At 53.8% G+C, this 19,132-nt stretch carries 17 protein-coding genes; all 17 read right to left on the reverse strand.

The features are described from left to right. Nucleotides 1-15: 15 nt before the first annotated feature. Nucleotides 16-1,494 carry a colanic acid undecaprenyl disphosphate flippase WzxC gene (gene wzxC / locus Q5705_03750; GenBank protein ID WLI77684.1) on the reverse strand — a complete coding sequence of 493 codons (1,479 nt, stop codon included), beginning with the start codon at nt 1,492-1,494 and terminating at the stop codon, nt 16-18. Nucleotides 1,495-1,503: 9 nt separating this feature from the next. Then, entirely contained in the window at nt 1,504-2,898 is a 1,395-nt protein-coding gene (wcaJ, locus tag Q5705_03755; protein ID WLI77685.1) for an undecaprenyl-phosphate glucose phosphotransferase, read from the reverse strand. A 57-nt stretch (nt 2,899-2,955) separates the two neighbouring features. Further along, nucleotides 2,956-4,326 (reverse strand): colanic acid biosynthesis phosphomannomutase CpsG, encoded by a 1,371-nt coding sequence (gene cpsG / locus Q5705_03760; GenBank protein WLI78960.1) that lies wholly within the window; start codon nt 4,324-4,326, stop codon nt 2,956-2,958. Nucleotides 4,327-4,433: 107 nt separating this feature from the next. Further along, a complete protein-coding gene (gene cpsB / locus Q5705_03765; protein ID WLI77686.1) occupies nt 4,434-5,870 on the reverse strand; it encodes a mannose-1-phosphate guanyltransferase in 1,437 nt (478 codons plus the stop codon). Beyond that, nucleotides 5,867-7,174 carry a colanic acid biosynthesis fucosyltransferase WcaI gene (gene wcaI / locus Q5705_03770; GenBank protein ID WLI77687.1) on the reverse strand — a complete coding sequence of 436 codons (1,308 nt, stop codon included), beginning with the start codon at nt 7,172-7,174 and terminating at the stop codon, nt 5,867-5,869. Before wcaI ends, cpsB begins: the two co-directional genes overlap by 4 nt. Next, the gene (locus tag Q5705_03775; protein WLI77688.1) at nt 7,171-7,644 is read right to left on the reverse strand and encodes a GDP-mannose mannosyl hydrolase; all 474 of its coding nucleotides are present in this window, start codon (nt 7,642-7,644) and stop codon (nt 7,171-7,173) included. The genes wcaI and Q5705_03775 overlap by 4 nt, the downstream gene beginning before the upstream one ends. Nucleotides 7,645-7,646: 2 nt before the next feature. Continuing rightward, nucleotides 7,647-8,612: a GDP-L-fucose synthase gene (locus Q5705_03780; protein ID WLI77689.1), complete on the reverse strand. Its 966-nt coding sequence runs from the start codon at nt 8,610-8,612 to the stop codon at nt 7,647-7,649. Between the two features lie 2 nt (nt 8,613-8,614). Beyond that, on the reverse strand, nt 8,615-9,736 hold the full coding sequence (gmd, locus tag Q5705_03785; protein WLI77690.1) for a GDP-mannose 4,6-dehydratase: 1,122 nt from the start codon (nt 9,734-9,736) through the stop codon (nt 8,615-8,617). 25 nt (nt 9,737-9,761) lie between these two features. Beyond that, nucleotides 9,762-10,316 carry a colanic acid biosynthesis acetyltransferase WcaF gene (wcaF, locus tag Q5705_03790; GenBank protein ID WLI77691.1) on the reverse strand — a complete coding sequence of 185 codons (555 nt, stop codon included), beginning with the start codon at nt 10,314-10,316 and terminating at the stop codon, nt 9,762-9,764. 22 nt (nt 10,317-10,338) lie between these two features. Next, complete coding sequence (wcaE, locus tag Q5705_03795; GenBank protein WLI78961.1) at nt 10,339-11,085, reverse strand: colanic acid biosynthesis glycosyltransferase WcaE; 747 nt, start codon at nt 11,083-11,085, stop codon at nt 10,339-10,341. Nucleotides 11,086-11,098: 13 nt separating this feature from the next. After that, a complete protein-coding gene (wcaD, locus tag Q5705_03800) occupies nt 11,099-12,319 on the reverse strand; it encodes a colanic acid polymerase WcaD (protein WLI77692.1) in 1,221 nt (406 codons plus the stop codon). After that, entirely contained in the window at nt 12,294-13,511 is a 1,218-nt protein-coding gene (gene wcaC / locus Q5705_03805; protein ID WLI77693.1) for a colanic acid biosynthesis glycosyltransferase WcaC, read from the reverse strand. Before wcaC ends, wcaD begins: the two co-directional genes overlap by 26 nt. Then, the gene (gene wcaB / locus Q5705_03810; GenBank protein ID WLI77694.1) at nt 13,508-13,999 is read right to left on the reverse strand and encodes a colanic acid biosynthesis acetyltransferase WcaB; all 492 of its coding nucleotides are present in this window, start codon (nt 13,997-13,999) and stop codon (nt 13,508-13,510) included. Before wcaB ends, wcaC begins: the two co-directional genes overlap by 4 nt. Then, nucleotides 13,999-14,844 (reverse strand): colanic acid biosynthesis glycosyltransferase WcaA, encoded by an 846-nt coding sequence (gene wcaA / locus Q5705_03815; protein ID WLI77695.1) that lies wholly within the window; start codon nt 14,842-14,844, stop codon nt 13,999-14,001. Before wcaA ends, wcaB begins: the two co-directional genes overlap by 1 nt. A gap of 104 nt (nt 14,845-14,948) precedes the next feature. Beyond that, nucleotides 14,949-17,108, reverse strand: coding sequence for a tyrosine-protein kinase Wzc (wzc, locus tag Q5705_03820; protein ID WLI77696.1), 2,160 nt, complete (start codon nt 17,106-17,108; stop codon nt 14,949-14,951). A 2-nt stretch (nt 17,109-17,110) separates the two neighbouring features. Continuing rightward, the gene (gene wzb, locus Q5705_03825; GenBank protein ID WLI77697.1) at nt 17,111-17,554 is read right to left on the reverse strand and encodes a low molecular weight protein-tyrosine-phosphatase Wzb; all 444 of its coding nucleotides are present in this window, start codon (nt 17,552-17,554) and stop codon (nt 17,111-17,113) included. 5 nt (nt 17,555-17,559) lie between these two features. Further along, nucleotides 17,560-18,702: a polysaccharide export protein gene (locus Q5705_03830; GenBank protein ID WLI77698.1), complete on the reverse strand. Its 1,143-nt coding sequence runs from the start codon at nt 18,700-18,702 to the stop codon at nt 17,560-17,562. Between the last annotated feature and the right edge of the window lie 430 nt (nt 18,703-19,132).

Here is a 19,132-nt window from a genome sequence, read left to right on the forward strand (position 1 = left end):
GTTCAATAACGTCTCTTATCCTGCGCGAAGCAGTGTTTTCAATTTCTCGTTGCGGCAAAACTGGCGCTTCATCTCCACCACCAGCGCATTGCGCGAGACAATCAGCATTCCCGCAAAGGCGATAACGCCCCCGGCGACCTGAATTGCCAGCATCGCGGCAAGGGGCAGATGCCCGTTCAGCGCCAGTCCCAGCCCATAGCTGATCACCAGTGTCGGCAATGACAGGTAGAACGGCAGCCACAGGCTTAAGATGTACTGGCGATAGCTGGAGCCGAGCACCGGTTTGATCATCACGAAGTAGCTCAGCACGGTGTTGATAATCTGCACCAGCAGGAAGCCCAGCGTCACGCCGATCGCGCCCGCCAGATGGCCGCCGATGATAATCGCCGGGATAAAGAGAAACGTTTTAAAGACATTGAATTTAAAGCTGATATCGACCCGCGCTTTCGCCATCAGCAGCGAACCAATCGGGTTCCCGACCGCGCGCAGCAGGCCCACGATGCACAGCAGTTGCAGGACAGGAATAATGCTGTTCCATTTATCGCCAAACACCAGCGGCACAAAGTTATTCGACACCACCATCAGCCCGAGCAGGATCGGGAAGTTAATGATCCCCACCACGGAAAGCAGCTTGTAGAAGTTAACGCGCAGCTTCGCGGTGTCGTCCTGGATTTTGGCAAAGGCCGGAAACAGCACGCGGGTGATAATCGGGTTGAGCTTCATCGGCGGTACCACCGCCACGTTGTATGCCAGGTTATATCCCCCGGCGACGCTCGCGCCGAGGATACGCGCCAGCACCAGCGTGGAAAGGTTGGTATTAACGTAGTTGATGATGCTGTCCGCCGTCAGCCATGCGCCGAAACGCAGGTTCGAGCTAACGGACGCCAGCGAAAAATGCAGCCCGGGACGGTAAATTTTGCGGCCAAAGTAGCCGAACAGCAGCGTACGTACGGCGCTGTTGACCAGGTAACCGAGAATGGCAGTCATCGCCAATGGCCAGAAAAAGGCGCTGATAACCGTAAAGCTAAAGCCCGCCAGCACCGACAGCGTTTCAATCGCGCCGATTTTGTTGAACTCCAGCTCTTTTTGCATCAATGCCCGAAACTGCTGGCCGTGGGGGATAACCACGAACGCCAGCGACAGGGTTTTGATAAGCGGTTCCAGATCCGGGTTATTCAGCACATCGGCTATCATCCCGCTCAGGGAGAAGACCGCGATGCAGACCACAATCCCCAGCCCGACGTTGAGCCAGTAGAGGGTGGTCAGCTCGAGGTGGCTTATCTCTTTACGCTGGATAATTGAGTTGGCGATACCAAAATCCGACAGCGTATCCGCCAGCGCGATAATCACCAGCGAGACGGTCAAAAGACCGAACTGGTGGCTATCGATAATGCGCGCCAGCACCGTCATCTGCACCAGCCCCAGACCGATAATGGTCAGCGTGGCCATGGCTGACCACTTCGCGCCGCTGATGGTTTTTTCTCTCAGGCTCATGACCTTTCCTTAATACGCCGCTTTATTGACAAAGCCTTTAAAGATGGTCAGAAAAACGATTTTGATATCGAACCACAAGCTCCACTCGCGGATGTATTCGAGATCGAACTCAATACGTTTTTCCATTTTCTCCAGCGTGTCGGTCTCACCGCGCCAGCCGTTGATTTGCGCCCAGCCGGTAATGCCCGGTTTCACTTTATGGCGCAGCATGTAGCCCTCAATCAGCGAGCGGTACTGCTCGTTATGCGCCACCGCATGCGGGCGCGGCCCGACAATCGACATCCCGCCGGTCAGCACATTGATAAACTGCGGCAACTCATCAAGTGAGGTACGGCGCAGGAAGCTGCCCACTTTGGTCACGCGCGGGTCGTTCTGCGTCGCCTGAGTGACCACCTGGTCGTTTTCCATCACCTTCATGGAGCGGAATTTCCACACCTTGATCGGCTTACCATCCATGCCGTAACGCGTCTGGCGGAAGATTATCGGCCCCGGCGAACTCAGTTTCACCGCCACCGAAATCGCAATCAGCACCGGGGAGATGAGCAGCAGGATAAGCGAGGAGAGCACAATATCTTCCAGACGTTTCAGGATGCGGTTAACACCGGAAAGCGGCGTGTCATACAGCGGCACCACCGGCACCCCGTTCACCTCTTCGATACGCGAATGCAGCATATTGAAGGTGAACACATCCGGAATAAGGATCACTGAACAGGTGGTGTCGGCAAGCTGGCGCACCAGCTTTTTGATGCAGGCCGCATCGTTCATCGACATGGCGATATAGACATTGTGGATCTTGCCCGCTTTCGCATCTTCAATCAGTTGCTCGAAATTACCCGCCCAATCGGTGGTAATACCGCCCGGCTTCGGATCGTGGTAAACCCCGACCACATCAAACCCGAGCCACGGTTCGTTGCGAAAACCTTCCAGCAACTCCTGGCCCATCGGCATATCACCGGCCACGGCAACGCGCCGCGTGTTGTAGCCCATGTTACGCAGCCAGCCTGCGCCAAAGCGGATCACGGCCCGGCAAAACATCAGACCCATGCTGGTTAACAGATACCAGGCCAGATAAATGGTGAAGGTGTTGTCAAAATCGGTATTGAATGCCAATAGCCCGGCACTGAAAACCAGGCTCAGCGTCCAGTTCTGCAACAGTAGCGTCAGTTCGGTCATGATTTTGACGCCCCGCCACGAGCGATAAAAATCGGTCATTCCGCCGATCATCTGAAAGACCACCAGCGTAATGAGAGCCATCAAGAGATGCATGTAGAGAAACGGCAGCCCATTGACTTTACACACCAACCACAGCCCACCAAACATAATGGTGATGTCTGAAAATCGCTGCACGATAGAGATTAACGATGCATTCGTTTTGGCCCGGTCGCGTTTTTTTAGATTTGTCATCGTTGTACCTGCCTGTATGCCCTCCTCCCCGGTCCGGGGGAGGAGAACGGCTCATAGTTACTGATTCAACAGCGCCAGAATTTCCTGCGTTCGTGCCTCCATCAACGCGACATCGCGCCGTGACTCCACGTTCAGGCGCACCACCGGTTCGGTGTTGGACGAGCGCAAATTGAAGCGCCAGTCTGCAAACGCAATGCTGATGCCATCGGTGCGGTCGATAGCCAGCGCGCCAGGTGTGAAGTGGTCTTCCACACGTTTAATGGCGGTTGCCGGATCGGCCAGCTTGCTGTTGATCTCCCCGCTGGCCGGGAATGCCACCATCCGGTCGCCTACCAGTTCAGCCAGGGTTTTACCTTTCAGACACAGCAGCTCCGTCACCAACAGCCACGGGATCATGCCGCTGTCGCAATAGGCGAAATCACGAAAGTAGTGATGCGCACTCATCTCGCCGCCGTAAATGGCGTCTTCTTCGCGCATACGCTCTTTAATAAACGCGTGACCGGTTTTCGACATCACCGGAATACCGCCAGCGCGGCCCACGACGTCGACCGTATTCCAGGAGAGACGCGGATCGTGGATGATCTTCGCGCCAGGGTGTTTTTCCAGAAACGCTTCTGCCAGCAGGCCAACAATGTAATAGCCTTCAATAAACTGACCCTTATCGTCGAACAGGAAGCAGCGGTCAAAATCGCCGTCAAAGGCAATGCCCATATCCGCCTGATGTTCGATTACCGCATTACGGGTATCGTCGCGGCACTCCGGCAGCAGCGGGTTAGGAATACCGTGCGGGAAGGTGCCATCCGGCTCGTTATGCACTTTGATAAAGCTCACCGGCACATTCAGCGCCTTAAAACGCGCCTCGATAGCATCAATCACCGGCCCTGCCGCGCCGTTACCGGAGTTAATCACCAGTTTCAGCGGCTTGAGGTTGTTGGTGTTGATATAACCCAGCAGGTGATCGATGTAGGCATCGCGCAGGTTGATTTGCTCGTAGCTGCCGCGTTTTTCCGGGTTAACCGGCGGGAAGTCGTTAGCTTCCGCCAGGCGCTGCACATCGCGCAGGCCGGTATCGCCACTGATCGGGCGCGCGCCTTTACGCACCAGTTTCATGCCGTTGTAATCCATCGGGTTGTGACTGGCGGTCACTTCGATACCGCCATCCACGCCGAGGTGGAAAGTGGCAAAGTAGATCTCTTCGGTGCCGGAAAGCCCGATATCCAGCACATTCACGCCCGCGTCCTGCAACCCTTTCGCCAGCGCCAGCTTCAGTGATTCGCTGGTCTGGCGCACATCGCCGCCGAGCACAATGGTCTGCGGCTTCAGGTATTCCCCATAGGCGCGGCCAATACGCCAGGCTATATCTTCATTCAGTTCTTCGCCCAGCTTTCCGCGAATATCGTAAGCTTTAAAACAGGTTAATTTTTCCATCATTACCTCTTCTTCAGGCAACAGTCAGCCTTGACCGTAACTGGCCATTTTTGTTGTTTGTTTACATGTTCAGGCCGAAGCAGCGCACCGCTTATCGGCATAAGGCGTTAACTACGCCCGTAACGATCCGCAAACCGCACAATATCGTCCTCTTCAAGGTACGAACCAGAGCGCACCTCAATCAGGTCGAGCGGAATTTTTCCTGGGTTTTCCAGACAGTGACGCGCGCCGAGCGGAATATAGATTGATTCGTTTTCGCCCAGCAGTTTCACCTCGTCATTAATGGTGACTTTCGCCGTACCCGCGACCACCACCCAGTGCTCAGCGCGATGGTGATGCATCTGCACGGAAAGCCCTTCGCCTGGCTTGACGGTAATGCGTTTCACCTGGTAGCGATCGCCCGCATCGATAGAGTCATATTTGCCCCACGGACGGTACACTTCGCGGTGAATGTGGTGTTCATGACGCCCGTCGGCTTTGATTTGCTCCACCACTTTCTTCACGTCCTGTACCGCATTACGGTCAGCAATCAGCACCGCATCTTTGGTTTGCACCACCACCAAATCTTTCACACCGACTGTGGTCACCAGGCCAGATTCCGCGTAAACATAGCTGTTTTCGGTTTTATGGCTGATAACGTCGCCGTGATGGACGTTTCCCTCTGGCGTGTGCTGGCTGATTTCCCATAAAGAGGACCAGGAACCGACATCGCTCCAGCCTGCATCCATCGGCACCACCACTGCGTCGGCGGTTTTTTCCATCACCGCGTAATCGACAGATTCTTCCGGGCAGGCGAGGAACGACGCTTCATCAACGCGGATAAAGTCCATATCCGGGTCAGTGGCATCCATCGCTTTCTCACACGCTTCGAGAATATCCGGGCGGTATTTCTGCAACTCTTCCAGGTAACGACCCGCGCGGAACAGGAACATGCCGCTGTTCCAGTAGTATTCACCGCTGGCGACATAACCCTGCGCGGTTTCCAGATTCGGTTTTTCCACGAACTGCGCCACTTCAAAAGCGACGGCGTCAACCTGACCTGGGCTGACTTCACCGCGGCGAATATAGCCGTAACCGGTTTCGGGCAGGTCCGGCACAATACCGAAGGTCACCAGTTTGCCGGCTTCTGCATACGGGATCGCATCACGTACTGAGGCGCGAAACGCCTCTTCATTTTGAATGACGTGGTCGGCTGCCAGCACCAGCATCAGCGGATCGCTGTCCGGGTTGTGGCGTTTTACCGCCTGCGCGGCCAGCGCAATGGCTGGTGCGGTGTTGCGCCCTGCCGGTTCAAGGATGATGTTTTCCGTCAGCTTATTAAGCTGGCGCAACTGTTCTGCCACGATAAAGCGGTGCTGCTCGTTACAAATCACCACCGGGCTTTCGCACTCCACACCGTTCAGGCGACAGACCGTGGTTTGCAGCATGGTGAGATCGCCCTTCAGGCAGAGAAACTGTTTAGGGTAAAGCACGCGGGACAGTGGCCACAGACGGCTGCCGGAGCCTCCGGCCATCACCACCGGATACAGTTGTGTTTGACTCATGATTTATCCCCATTCCCGTCGAGGTTGAGATGGCCTTCATGCTGCGCGTTTTCGCGGGCATACACGGGCGTCTCAACACTCTGCGGGCTGATATCTGCAATAAACTGGCTTAACACGTTCTCTTTTTCGAGCGTGCGTTCGGCATATTCACGTGCCACCGTGTTGTTTTTGGGCAGCGCTAACGCGCGCTCTATCCCAAGGGTCAGCGCCTCAACCGATTCCGGTTCGACGCAAACCGCAATGCCTGGCTCATTCAAACAGAGCTGGCCGAGTTCGGTACTCTCTTCGGCGGTGATCACCGCGTTACCGCCCACTGCCAGAATGTTGGTTAACTTGGACGGCAGCACCGCATCGGCGGCACCGCGCTTTTGAATAACCAGGTGGCAATCACCCAGTTTGAGCAGCGCAGGCAGCGCGTCGTACGGCTGCAACGGAAAGAACTTCACGTTGTTAAGGCCGCGATCGCTGACCATTTTCTCCAGCCGCGCTTTGCCGCCGCCCTGGCCGACAATCACAAACAGCCACGGATGGCTTTGCAGTTGTGCTGCGGCGTCAATGACATTTTCCAGGCCCTGTTTCTCCCCGATATTGCCGGAGTAAAGAATGATTTTTTTGTCATCCGGCAGGCCAAGGTGTTGGCGTAACTGCGCGATGCTTTCAGCGTCGACATCACGGAACCGCGCCACTTCGGACCAGTTTGGAAAGAAGATAATGTTGTCCGTCGCGACGCCTTTCTCCCGGGCTTTGTTCATCATTGAGCGGGAGATGGTCGAGACGTTGTCGACGTTATGCAGATTGCTGCGTTCAAATGCGGTCGCCAGTTTTGCCACCCGGCCACCTTTGCCTTTGCCCGCCATGCCTAAACCAAGCATGGCGTCGACTTCGTAATCCTGAATGTGCAGCAGCGTTTTTGCGCCGCTCAGTTTTGCCAGCAGGCGCATGCCTGGTGTGCAAAACAGCGTCGGAACGACACCGATAATGCGATCCGGTTTCCAGCTACGTTGGGCCATCAGCGGGAAAAAGCTGCTCAGGGCAAAGCTGCCCAGATGCAGTAATCTTTTTAACGTTGAGGGTTGTTTTGGCACATACAGCGGGCAGCGCCAGACGGTGGCCGCGCCCTGCTCTTTGCGCCAGCGCCAGGCGCTGTAGTGTTCACCCACTTTCCATTCCGGGTAGTACGGCGGTGCGGTGATGACGCGAACGTCATGGCCCTGACGGGCCATCCATTCCACCATTTCGCCGGTGTACTTCCCGATCCCGGTCAGCTCCGGCGAATAGTTGATGCCATAAACCAGGATTTTCATAAGCCCGGCACTCCCTGTGCGTCGAGAAAATAGGCGCGGCTGTTGTCATGCACCAGCGGATCGGCAATCAACGCCTCCGGCGATACCCAGCGATAGTCATCGTGCTGGTCGGGCGGCAGCGCGAGGGTTTCCTCGTCCACACGCAGACGAAAACCCAGCACGATGTAGTGGGTAGTGAAATCCGGGCCGGAAAAGTTATCGTCATAGAAGTGCTGCCAGACGCCGTAAAACTCACCTGCCGACATCGGCAGGCGCAGCCCCAGCTCCGCCTGAGTCAGCCGCTCGAAAGCGGCCGCCAGCGGCTCGTCCTTTTGCACGCGTCCGCCCGGCACGAACCAGTATCCCTGGGCCGGACGGTTAGTGCGTTTGCCGAGTAAAAACTCGCCGCGTGAGTTTTCCACGATCAAATCGATGGAAATCAGCGGGGTTGAGCGCACTACCGTGGCAAAATCTTCATGACTTAAAAACATGCCTACCCCCGGAACCGGTGCTGGTTTTCAAGGAACCACTGGTAGGTGCTCGCAAGCCCCGCTTCCAGTGAAATCTCGTGATACCAGCCAAGCTGATGCAGGCGGGTCACATCCAACAGTTTGCGCGGGGTGCCGTCCGGTTTAGTGGCATCGAACACCACGCGACCTTTGTAGCCCACAACGCTCGCCACGGTTTGTGCCAGCTCGCGAATGGTGCAATCGACACCGGTACCGACGTTGATATGCGACAGCATCGGTTCGGTGTTCTCCTGCCACACTTCGCGCGCCAGTTCCTGTACATGAATGCTGGCCGCAGCCATATCATCAACGTGCAGGAATTCACGCATCGGCGTGCCGCTGCCCCACACCACCACATCCGGCGCATTTTGCTGGGTCGCTTCATGGAAGCGGCGCAAAAGCGCAGGGATCACGTGCGAGTTGCTCGGATGGAAATTGTCGTGCGGCCCGTACAGATTGGTCGGCATCACCGAGCGGTAATCGCGGTCGTACTGGCGGTTGTAAGACTCGCATAGCTTGATCCCGGCGATTTTGGCAATCGCGTACGGCTCGTTGGTTGGCTCCAGCGTCCCCTGCAACAATTCACTTTCCGCAATTGGCTGCTTCGCCAGTTTCGGGTAAATGCAAGACGAACCGAGGAACAACAGCTTGTTCACGTCATGCTTGTGTGCGGCGTGAATGATGTTGCTCTCAATCATCATATTTTCGTAGATGAAGTCCGCCGGGTAGGTATTGTTCGCCACAATACCGCCCACTTTCGCTGCCGCCAGGTAAACCTGGTCGATATGCTCGCTGGCGAAAAACGCGTTCACCGCGCCGGCATCGAGCAGGTTCAGTTCCTCGCGGGAACGCAGCACCAGTTCGATATCCGCACGCTGTTCGAGCTGCCTTACGATGGCTGACCCCACCATCCCGCGATGGCCAGCCACAAAAACACGTTGTTTGGTCATGCTCAGGACTCCAGCGCGATGGCAACCTCGTAACCGTGGGCCTTAAGCAGGGAGTGTTTTTTCGCTGCTTCCAGATCTTTTGCCACCATTTCAGAGACCATCTCTTGCAGCGTGGTTTCCGGTTTCCAGCCCAGACGCTCGTGTGCTTTGGTCGGGTCGCCCAGCAGGGTTTCCACTTCAGCAGGACGGAAGTAGCGCGGGTCAACGGCGATGATCACATCGCCCGGTTTCACGCCCGGTGCGTCGTGGCCAGTGACAGATACCACGATGCCTTTCTCGTCTACGCCGGTGCCTTCAAAGCGCAGTTTGATACCCAGTTGCGCCGCCGCAAATTCAACGAACTGGCGCACGGAGTACTGCACGCCGGTGGCGATAACGAAATCTTCCGGTTTGTCCTGTTGCAGCATCATCCACTGCATTTTCACGTAGTCTTTGGCATGGCCCCAGTCACGCAGGGAGTCCATGTTGCCCAGGTACAGGCAAGATTCCAGGCCCTGAGCGATGTTGGCGATAGCGCGGGTGATTTTGCGGGTCACGAAGGTTTCGCCGCGACGCGGAGATTCGTGGTTGAACAGGATGCCGTTGCAGGCGTACATGCCGTAGGATTCACGGTAGTTAACGGTTATCCAGTAAGCGTACAGTTTGGCAACCGCATACGGAGAGCGCGGGTAGAACGGCGTGGTCTCTTTCTGCGGGATTTCCTGCACCAGACCATACAGTTCAGAGGTGGATGCCTGGTAGAAGCGGGTTTTCTTCTCAAGGCCGAGGAAGCGAATCGCTTCCAGCAGACGCAGCGTACCCATGGCGTCAACGTCAGCGGTGTATTCCGGGGATTCGAAGGAGACCGCAACGTGGCTCATCGCACCCAGGTTGTACACTTCATCCGGCTGCACTTCTTGCAGGATACGGGTCAGGTTTGAAGAATCCGTCAGGTCACCGTAGTGCAGGTGGAATTTCGGGTTAGTGGTGTGTGGATCCTGGTAGATATGATCAACACGCTCAGTATTGAAAGAGGAAGCGCGGCGTTTGATGCCGTGTACTTCGTAACCCTTTTCCAGAAGCAGTTCTGCCAGATAAGAGCCATCTTGCCCGGTAACGCCGGTGATGAGAGCGACTTTAGACATAATTTATTTTCCTCAATGTTCCCTGTTAGGGAGTTACCTTTTCAACGCGTTCGCGCGTTACCACTGCGGGATTGCCACGGCAAATCACGTTTGCCGGAAGCGATTTAAAAACACTACTGCGCGCACCGACTACCGTCCCGTCGCCGATGGTGACGCCTGGTGCGACAAACACATCCGTCGCCAGCCAGCACTTGTCACCAATCACGATTGGCGTCGCGTTAATATCAAAATGCGCGCTCGTATAATCGTGACTGCCGGTGCACAAATAACATTTCTGTGAAATCACAGAATTTGCGCCGATAGAAATATCACCCAGCGTATATAACACCGCGTCATCTCCTACCCAGCTGTAATCGCCTAAGGTTAATTTCCACGGGTAGGTGATCTTTACCGATGGACGAATAACCACGCCTTTTCCTACCCTTGCGCCAAATAAACGCAACAAGAAAGCACGCCAGCGATAGAGCACCTGCGGGGACCATGCGAATAATGTTGCCTGCACCGCCCACCACAGTTGAACCTTAATAGCGTTGCCGCCCCGAAAGCCTTTCGGCACGGAGAATCCTTGTAAATCCTGCATATTCTTTCCTTATGTTGGGGCGTTAAGCTTTGTTATATAAGGCCTTTGCTTTGCCCGTCGTCCGTAAACGCAACATATAAGACAACTGCGCCCAGAACCCAGGTACACGCAATATCATGCGCTGCACTTTGCGGGCGTCCTGACATAATTCGAGATTATTGGAAGTGGATACGCCACCCATAGAAAATTCAGATACCAGCCCTTTCAAACGCTTAAACGGAAAACCCGCTTTAAACATTCTGGCTGCTAACGCGTAATCGGAAGAGACTTTAAATTGCAGATCGTAGGGGTAAGTTTTCAGACCATTTACCGGGAAGAAAATGGCCTGATGGCTGGCCGGTAAGCTGTGATAAATATACCAGCCATTTTTTGCGCTACGACGAACTTTAGTGCCGTCACCAAAATCAAGCAGCGCGTCGCCAATATACATTGCGTTTTCCGATGACTCGTCCAGTTGACGAATAACATCCACAATTTCTTCATGGAAAATATCACCGGAATTCAGAAACAACGCAAAGCGTCCCGCGGCCATATCAATACCTTTATTCATGGCATCGTATATGCCTTTATCGCGTTCGCTTATGAAACGTAAATTATATTGTCCGTTGAGGCTTTTCAGAAATTCCTCAGTGCCATCCTGCGAGCCGCCATCAACCACAATCCATTCGAATTCGATATTTTGCGCTTTCGCCAGGTGAGCCAGCGACTGCCAGGTTTTCATCACACCTTCATAATTGCGAAACGCGACAGTAATAACACTTAGCAGCATGTGACCCACCTTTTCATGAATTCACGATATTCAACGCTTTACGCAGAATAAACGGACAAACAATTAAAAACGCATATTCCGGGCTAAAGATAGACCCCGTAAAAAACAACGATATCGGAGTAAACAAGTAAAGTTGAACGCGAAAATTCTGATTATTGCCGAAAGCATTCACCGTCATTTTAGCGACTTTAAACAAGTACCATCCGCTCAGTATTACTGCTAACCATGAAAAATAAATGATCAGCAGATACAACCCATTGTCTATTGTTTTCCCGACATCTGCACCGTTAAAGATTCCGAATGATGCGACATATTCATAAAGTGAGCCGAATCTTACTACGCCATCAATATTGGTCAGTGAATATCCCACCATCACCAGCGGACCGATAATTCGGTAATAAGAAGAAGAGCCTTCCGTCCCTAAATCGCCAATACGTGTCGCGATGTAAGGAAAAGCAAATACGATACCAACAACAAACACGGCAAGTGAAATAATTGCCAACGGTAACTTTTTGCGGATCGCCTCTTTATTCAGATACTGGAATGCCCATTCCAGTAGATAAAAGAGGATAAAGGTCATTACCCCTGAAAACGATCCCGAAAGAACTATCCCTGCCAAAATCATAGCATCGGTTTTCGGCGTTTTGATACCAAACTGTTTGATGCTAAGCCAAATTGAGATTAACGCCAGGGCGAAGAATGCCGGTTCGAAATAGAGCGCCGTGGTTCGCTTCCCCCCGAACTTGATAAAATTCAGTACGTAACTGTTACTGTAAATAAGATATTTTGAAATAGCTTCCATCAAACTACTGCCACCGGTCAGAATTATCTGGGCCATTTCCATTGCCGCCAGCGTGACTATTATCGCCACGACAATATAGAAAAATCGCAAAATCTTACGATAATTATGCGGTGAGATAGTTTTGAAGCGGATGCTCCACACCATGCCAATAATGATCACGATGTAGACAAACAGCATGGTCGAGGTGACATATTTGCTGGCATCCAGCGATTTACCAAAGATAAAGTTAAACAGCGTTAAACCCGCGCCGATACCCAGCGCCAGCATCAACTTTTTCAGGCTGAGGCGCTCAACATAAAGCAGCAACAGCACCGGCAAGAAGGTGACGATGGTTATCGGGAAACTTTCACCCAACTGGAAAAGCTTGACGTTGACCAGCAGGTAAATCACCGGCAGCAGCAGATAGCTACAGATTCTGATAGAACGAGACATATTCCTCCAGCATCTGTTGGCCGCTATACGCCTGGCGGCTGCGCGCGCGAAACGCGTCGAGGCTTTCGCCAAACACCGCCTGGGCAATATCTGCTTTATGGCACTGCACCAGCGGCAGCACCTCCTGTTCACTGAACGTTTTACCGCCAGATTTCTGTAACACTTCCCGCGCCGCATCGCTGTGGGTGGCAATCACCGGTACACCGATCGAGAGTGCTTCGCACAGAATCAATGGGTAGTTATCTACACGGGAACTGAAGACCAGCGCATCCATCTCGTTGAGTTCGCTCATCAATTTGCGCTTGTCTGTCAGAAAACCGTGGTTGACCACATTCGGCGCAGTAAACGGCGAGAACTTGCCGAAGGTATGCAATTCAACGCGGTCTTCCAGCGCCATCATGTCGCGCACCAGTTGTTGATTGGTTTTGCCGTCATAGCGCAAATCGTGAGCCACAACGGCGATTTTCGGTTTGCCCTGCGTCACTTTCACCGGCGCAAGTTCCGCGAGAATCGCTTCGGTCGCCACATCAATGCCGTTATTGATAATGTTGCAACGCCCTGCGCCATACAGGCTGTTAAAGGCATCCGCTACGTGCTGGCTGGGGGAGATAAACTGGCAGCCGAGCGCCAGCATTTCGGTAAATAACTGGCGCTTACGGCCCACTAATTGATGGGCGCGATCGATTTTCACCGGCGGGTAGTTCGCCAGCGTCGGGCATTTTTGGCAGTTGCTTTTCCACCCTTCGCAGCCGTCGGTAAATGCACAGCGGCCGGTCACGCTCCAGTGGTCATGCAGCGTCCAGACCAGCGTCACATCCGGCTTGTGTGCTTTCACTTTCTGGCAGAACGCTACCAGTTCATCAAGGTTCAGCCAGTAGCTGTGCATCACGTGAAAGTGCAGCACCACCGGCCCTTCGGTGCGGGTCACCGTGCGGTAGAGATTGTTCAGATTGCCGAAAACATCGCGGTTAAACAGGCGAAACAGCGCCAGGTTGGCGATAGAGGTCAGACGGGGCGTCTGCTTATAAACGTTGGGGTAATTGTCGTGGCTGACGCTTTTTTGGCCGCCTTTGCCGTAACCATAAATAAAGCGCGACTGAAAACCCTGTTGCAGCGCGCGCTGGTGAAGATCCAGCGCGACGCCCGCAGCGCCGCCTTCAGCGAGGCGAACATTAAACTGCAAAATATTCATTTAATCACCTTCACGCGCGCTTTCTCACCCACCACCAGCGCGTTATCCGGCACACTGTCGAGCACCACACTGCCCGCGCCGATGGTGACATTGTTGCCAATGGTAATTTCGCCGATCATCACCACATTCGCGCCCAATTCGACGTTATTGCCGATAACCGGGCAGGCAAGATTCTCTGCGCCACGGTTACCGATGGTGACGCCGTGACGAATGGTGAAATCATCCCCGGCAACGACATTTTTATTAATCACCACCGCGTAGCCGTGATGAATAGTGAAGCGCCTGCCGATGGTGGCAGCAGCCTGAATCTCATAGCCAAACAGGCACTCGGTCACAAAGCGGTAAAGCAGAATGACCGGCGCGGCCCAAAGATTGTTGATGACATGCTTTTTACGCCACACCGAGCAGAAATGGGCGATGCGGTAAGCCGCAACCATGCAGCACGGGCGCAAGTTCCACTGATTTGCGCGAAAATCTTCCAATCGCATTATTTCCCCCGCAGCCCATCAGCCAGGCGTTTGCCGTTACGCAGTGAAAACAGCGTCAGCAGTGTGCGCCAGTTCATCCGTTTATTGCGGATCTGGTAGAGGGTGAAGAGCTGATATTTCTTGCTGGCACGATCGAACTTGTCTTTGTGCTTACGATAAAAATGGAAGTAGCCGGAGAACTTCTTCGGCGAGGAGGTGATCTGCATTTCCCCATGGTTGATATGCAGGATCTGCGTGGCCTCTTCAATCTTGAACGGCTCGCCGTACTCTTCCACCATGCGCAGGAAAATGTCGTAATCCTGAGCAGCTTTTAATTGGGTATCGAACAGTGACTCTTTGAAACGCCACGCCCAGGTAAAGACCTGGTTGCCCACAATGTTGCGCTTGTAGAACAACTTACGGGAGAAAGGCGATTTCGGATACAGCGGCAGGCTCGCCGGTTGGGCGTAGACTTCCCCCTGGCAGACATAATCATTGGCGTATAAAAACGCGCGCGTATTCAGCAGATGTTTATGTGCCAGAAAAACCGATAGCCGGTTCGGCGTCCACTCATCGTCATCATCGATACCGGTGATGTACTGGCCGGTGGCCTGCAAAATGGCCTGGTTGCGCACCGCGCAGGCCCCGGAGTTAAAGTCGTTACGCGTGTAACTAACACGCGGGTCATCCAGTTCTTCGACAAACTGTTGCAACTGGTCGAAGGACGCGGAGCAGTCATCGACGATGATCATTTCCCAGTGCGGGTAATCCTGACGCAGCACCGATTTAATCGCGCGGATGGCCAGCTGCTGCCGGTTCCAGGTTGGCATATAAATTGAAATTAATGGGTTTGCTGTTGTGCTCATGATGCGATCCCTAATGCGTTCAACATGCCGCTTTTGCCCTCTCTCCTGCCCTCCCCCATAAAGGGAGAGGACGGAGCACGCAGAGGGTAGAGGTGTGAGTCTTGTTATTTCGAATCGGACTTGTATTCGTATTCGTAGTAGCCGTAATCCTGATAGCCGGTCGCGCGGCGGAAAATCGAGTTCAGGATCACGCCTTTCACCTGGATACCGTTCTGCTCAAAGCGGCTCAGGCTGGTCTGCACTTCTTTAAGGGTGTTGACCGCGTAGCGAGCGACCATCAGCGTGGTGCCTGCATGGCGGCCAACCACCGCAGCATCGGTTACCGCGAGGATTGGCGGCGTATCGATCAGCACCAGGTCATAGTTCTTGCTCGCCCATTGCACCAGTTGGGTGAAACGCTCGCTCATCAGTAGCTCAGACGGGTTCGGCGGCACCTGACCACGCGGCACCAGATCGAAGTTGCTGATCGAGGTCGGTTTGGCGCAGTTTTCCACCGGGCCTTTGCCCGCCAGCACATCAGACAGACCGTTAATGTTGTCGGTGCCCAGCAGTTCGTGGGTGTAGCCTTTACGCATATCGCAGTCGATCAGCAGCACACGTTTGTTGGTCTGGCTAATCACCGCCGCCAGGTTGGCGCAGACGAACGTTTTACCAATGGACGGGCTCACCCCGGTCATCATCAGCACGTTATTGGTGGCCTGCATCATGGCGAAGTGGAGACTGGTGCGCAGGCTGCGAACCGCTTCAATCGCCAGATCCGTTGGGTTACCCACCGCCAGCAGTTGGCTCTGCTTGTAGCGTTTGGTCCCTTTGCTGGTTTTGACGGTATCGCGCGCTTTCTGCCATTCAGAGAGCGGGATGCTGGCATAAACGCTGATCCCATGCTCTTCCAGCACCTGCGGGCTTTCGATACCGCGGTTGAACAACGAGCGCAGCAGCACACCCACCACGGAAACAATCAGGCCGAGAATGATGCTGCCGAGGATAATCAGCGCTTTCTTCGGTTTCAGTACGCCAGGCTGCGCAATGGCCGGGTCGACGATACGCACGTCACCGACTGTACTGGCCTGGGTTATCCGCAGCTCTTGCTGTTTGTTCAGCAGTTGCATATAGACCTGCTGACCGGATTCGACATCGCGGGTCAGACGCACAATTTCCTGTTGCGTTTGCGGCATCGCCGTAATGCGGTTGTTCAGTTTCGCTTTCTCATCTTCCAGCGCCTGGCGTTTCTCCAGCAGCGTGCGGTACGCCGGGTGCGCTTTGGTATAGAGCTTGGAAATTTCCGCTTCTTTAAAGGTCAGTTCGTTCAACTGCGCGTCGATATTGACCATCGAGTCGAGAACCGATTTCGCTTCCAGCGGCAAGTCAACGGAGTCCTTGGTCTGGCGATAGGTGTTGAGCTTATCTTCCGCCTCGTCAAGGTTTTGACGCACTTCCGGCAGTTGCTTATCAAGGAAGATCAGGCTCTTCGCCGCTTCTTCTGACTTACGCTCAATGTTCTGCTCAAGGTAGTTACGGGTGATGCTGTTGAGAATGGCGCGGATCTGATCGCGATCTTCACCGGTGTAAGTCAGGCTTAACACGCCGGTATCTTTGCCGTTTTCCATCACCGTCAGGTTGTTCTGCAAATTGTTGATCATGCCAAGGGTAGAGAACTTGGTGACGGTGAATTCGCTGTCGTTCGACGCCTGAATAGCGCTCACCAGCATTGTGACGCCATCTTTACTCAGCAGTTTGCCCACTTCACCGCGCGCTTCAAACCCGGCATCGCTGCTCAACAGATACTGTTTCGGGCCAAGCACTTTGACGGTAAACGTTTGTTCCGCAGCACCTTTCGGCAGGGTAAAGGTGGTGACTTTTACCGTCTCATTCTGGCGGCCCATCAGGCGATCCCAGCCAGCACCAAACAGCGGGAAGGTATTCTTCACCACTGAGATATCGAGATCGAGATCGTCAACGGTTTTGCCCAGCACCAGGCGGGACTGGATCAGCTGGATTTCCGCTTCCGAGGCGGGCGGTTTGTTACTCAGGGCGCTGTTGATATCCTGCACCAGCGAGCTACCGGTGTTTTGCTCAATCTGCACCAGGGCGTCAGCGCTATAGATGGGCGTCGCGAACAGGCAGTATACGAGCGCGACCAGGGCAAATATCGAAGTGATGCCCAGGACCCACCAGCGAGCTTCAATGATTGTGCCGAGCAGGCGGCCAATATCGATTTCGTCATTGCCCACCGCCGGGGCCGAATGGTGTGTTTTCTCTGTCATTATTATCCCTGCTGAGCTTGCAATGCCTGCGCCCAAAGGCGGGCAGACTGGTCAAGTAAGGTGTAAACGGCTTCAAAAGCTTCGCGACTTTTGCGATACGGATCGGGAATTTCCCGTTCGTCATTCCAGTGGCCAAACAACATGACCTTTCCACGCATTTCCGGGGCAATCTCGCACAACCTGGTAATGTGGCGTTTTTCCATGACCAGAATCAGATCGAATTCACGACACAGTCTTCCCGTGATTTGACGCGCGACATGCCCTTCCAGAGAAAGTTGATTATCTGCCGCCACATGTATGGCACTGGCGTCTGCGCTGCGCCCAACCAGCGCACCCAGCCCGGCAGATTCAACCGTCAGCGCGGGCTGGTACTTTTTCAGCAGCCGTTCTGCTGTCGGGGAACGACAAACGTTCCCCACACATACCACCAGAATTTTGTTGAACATGCGCATTACCAGTTGTGGATGTCGCTGGCCGTATCTGTCATGTAGCGAACGCCACTGATTGTTGGCAGCAACTGGTTGATAAGACGGTTCCAGCGCGCGACCGGTGCAGTTGTCACGTAAACCACGTCGTACGGCTGGAGTCGGAAATTGGTCGCCATCACGAGAGACGTGGCATCCGACATATCAAGCTGGTAAATATTGGCAATCTTGTTGCCGCGACCACCCTCTCCGCCTTTCAGCGGACGGATAACGAAGATGCCACTGGCGTTGGAGGTCGTCAGGTCGAGGCCTTCGGCCTGGCCCAGCGCTTCGGTCAGCGTCATGCCACTGAAGTCCATTTTGAGCGTGCTCTGTTTCTTCACTTCGCCCATCACGAACACTTTCAGATCGTCATTACGCGGCACAAACAGAATGTCGCCAGGGTAGAGCAAACGGTTCTGGCTCAGGTCGCCGTTTTGCATCAGCGCTTGCAGGGAAATGCGTTGCTCCTGACCTTTGTGAGTCAGCACAACGTTGCGCCAGTCGGCATTGTCGGTCAGGCCGCCTGCGGCGTTGACCGCATCAAGCACAGTCAGAGGAACGTTGGTGATAGCCTGCTGACCGGATTTGTTGACCTGCCCGGAGACATACACTTTTTGCGAGCGGAAGGCAGCGATATTAACGTCCACCTGCGGGTCGGCGATGTACGTCGCTAAGCGGTTGGTAATATCACTACGGATTTCAGCGAGCGTTTTGCCGACAACACGCACTTTGCCGACGTAGGGGTAGAACATGGTGCCATCCGGCGAAACCCAGTTACCGGTATCGCTTGAACTACGGTACTGACCGGCCGGGGTGGTTAATTCCGGGTGATCCCAAACCGTCACACTGAGCACGTCACCGGGACCGACGCGGTACTCATAAGAGGATATTTCCTGATCCAGTGACATATTCGGTTGTGCCACATTGACGCGAGGACGCAATTGTTCAATCAGACGCGGCGTCAAAGGGTAAACGTTCACCATGCTGTCCAAATCAAAGTCTGCATCCTGCTGTTTAATCACATCCTTTCCCATCGTAGACATATTGCTACCAGGGAAAACGGTGCAGCCACTCATTAAGCTTATGGACACCAATAATGGCATCAATTTCGTTTTGGATTTCATCATTGATTAATTATCACTTTGGCAGAGTAATTATCCTGTGCGATTTAAATAAGCGCTCAAGCTGTACACAGAATCAGAATGCAGTTAATTGAGAAGAAATATAACTAGCATCAGTCCTAAAAAGCATTTATTCAACCACATACGATTACAGAATAATCCAGGCTGATTGTCATGCCGACAGGCACGCTACCGCCCCTGGCTTTCAGTTACCAATCCACTGATCATCGATAAGTCATTGATAGTTATCCTTTACATCCTCGTTTGCCTGCGAAATATTGCGTAACAAACAAAATACGGCGGGTATCGATTTCGGCATTGAATAACAATGCTGAAAATAACGTCGCTGGTATATTTGAACGATGCTGCAAGAATTGTTGCAGCTAAGCGAATAGCAGGCAAGGTAGCACCCTGTGATAAAGGCTTTTTTAAGAAT

The sequence above is a fragment of the Kosakonia sp. H02 genome (assembly GCA_030704225.1).
Classification (GTDB): Bacteria; Pseudomonadota; Gammaproteobacteria; order Enterobacterales; family Enterobacteriaceae; genus Kosakonia.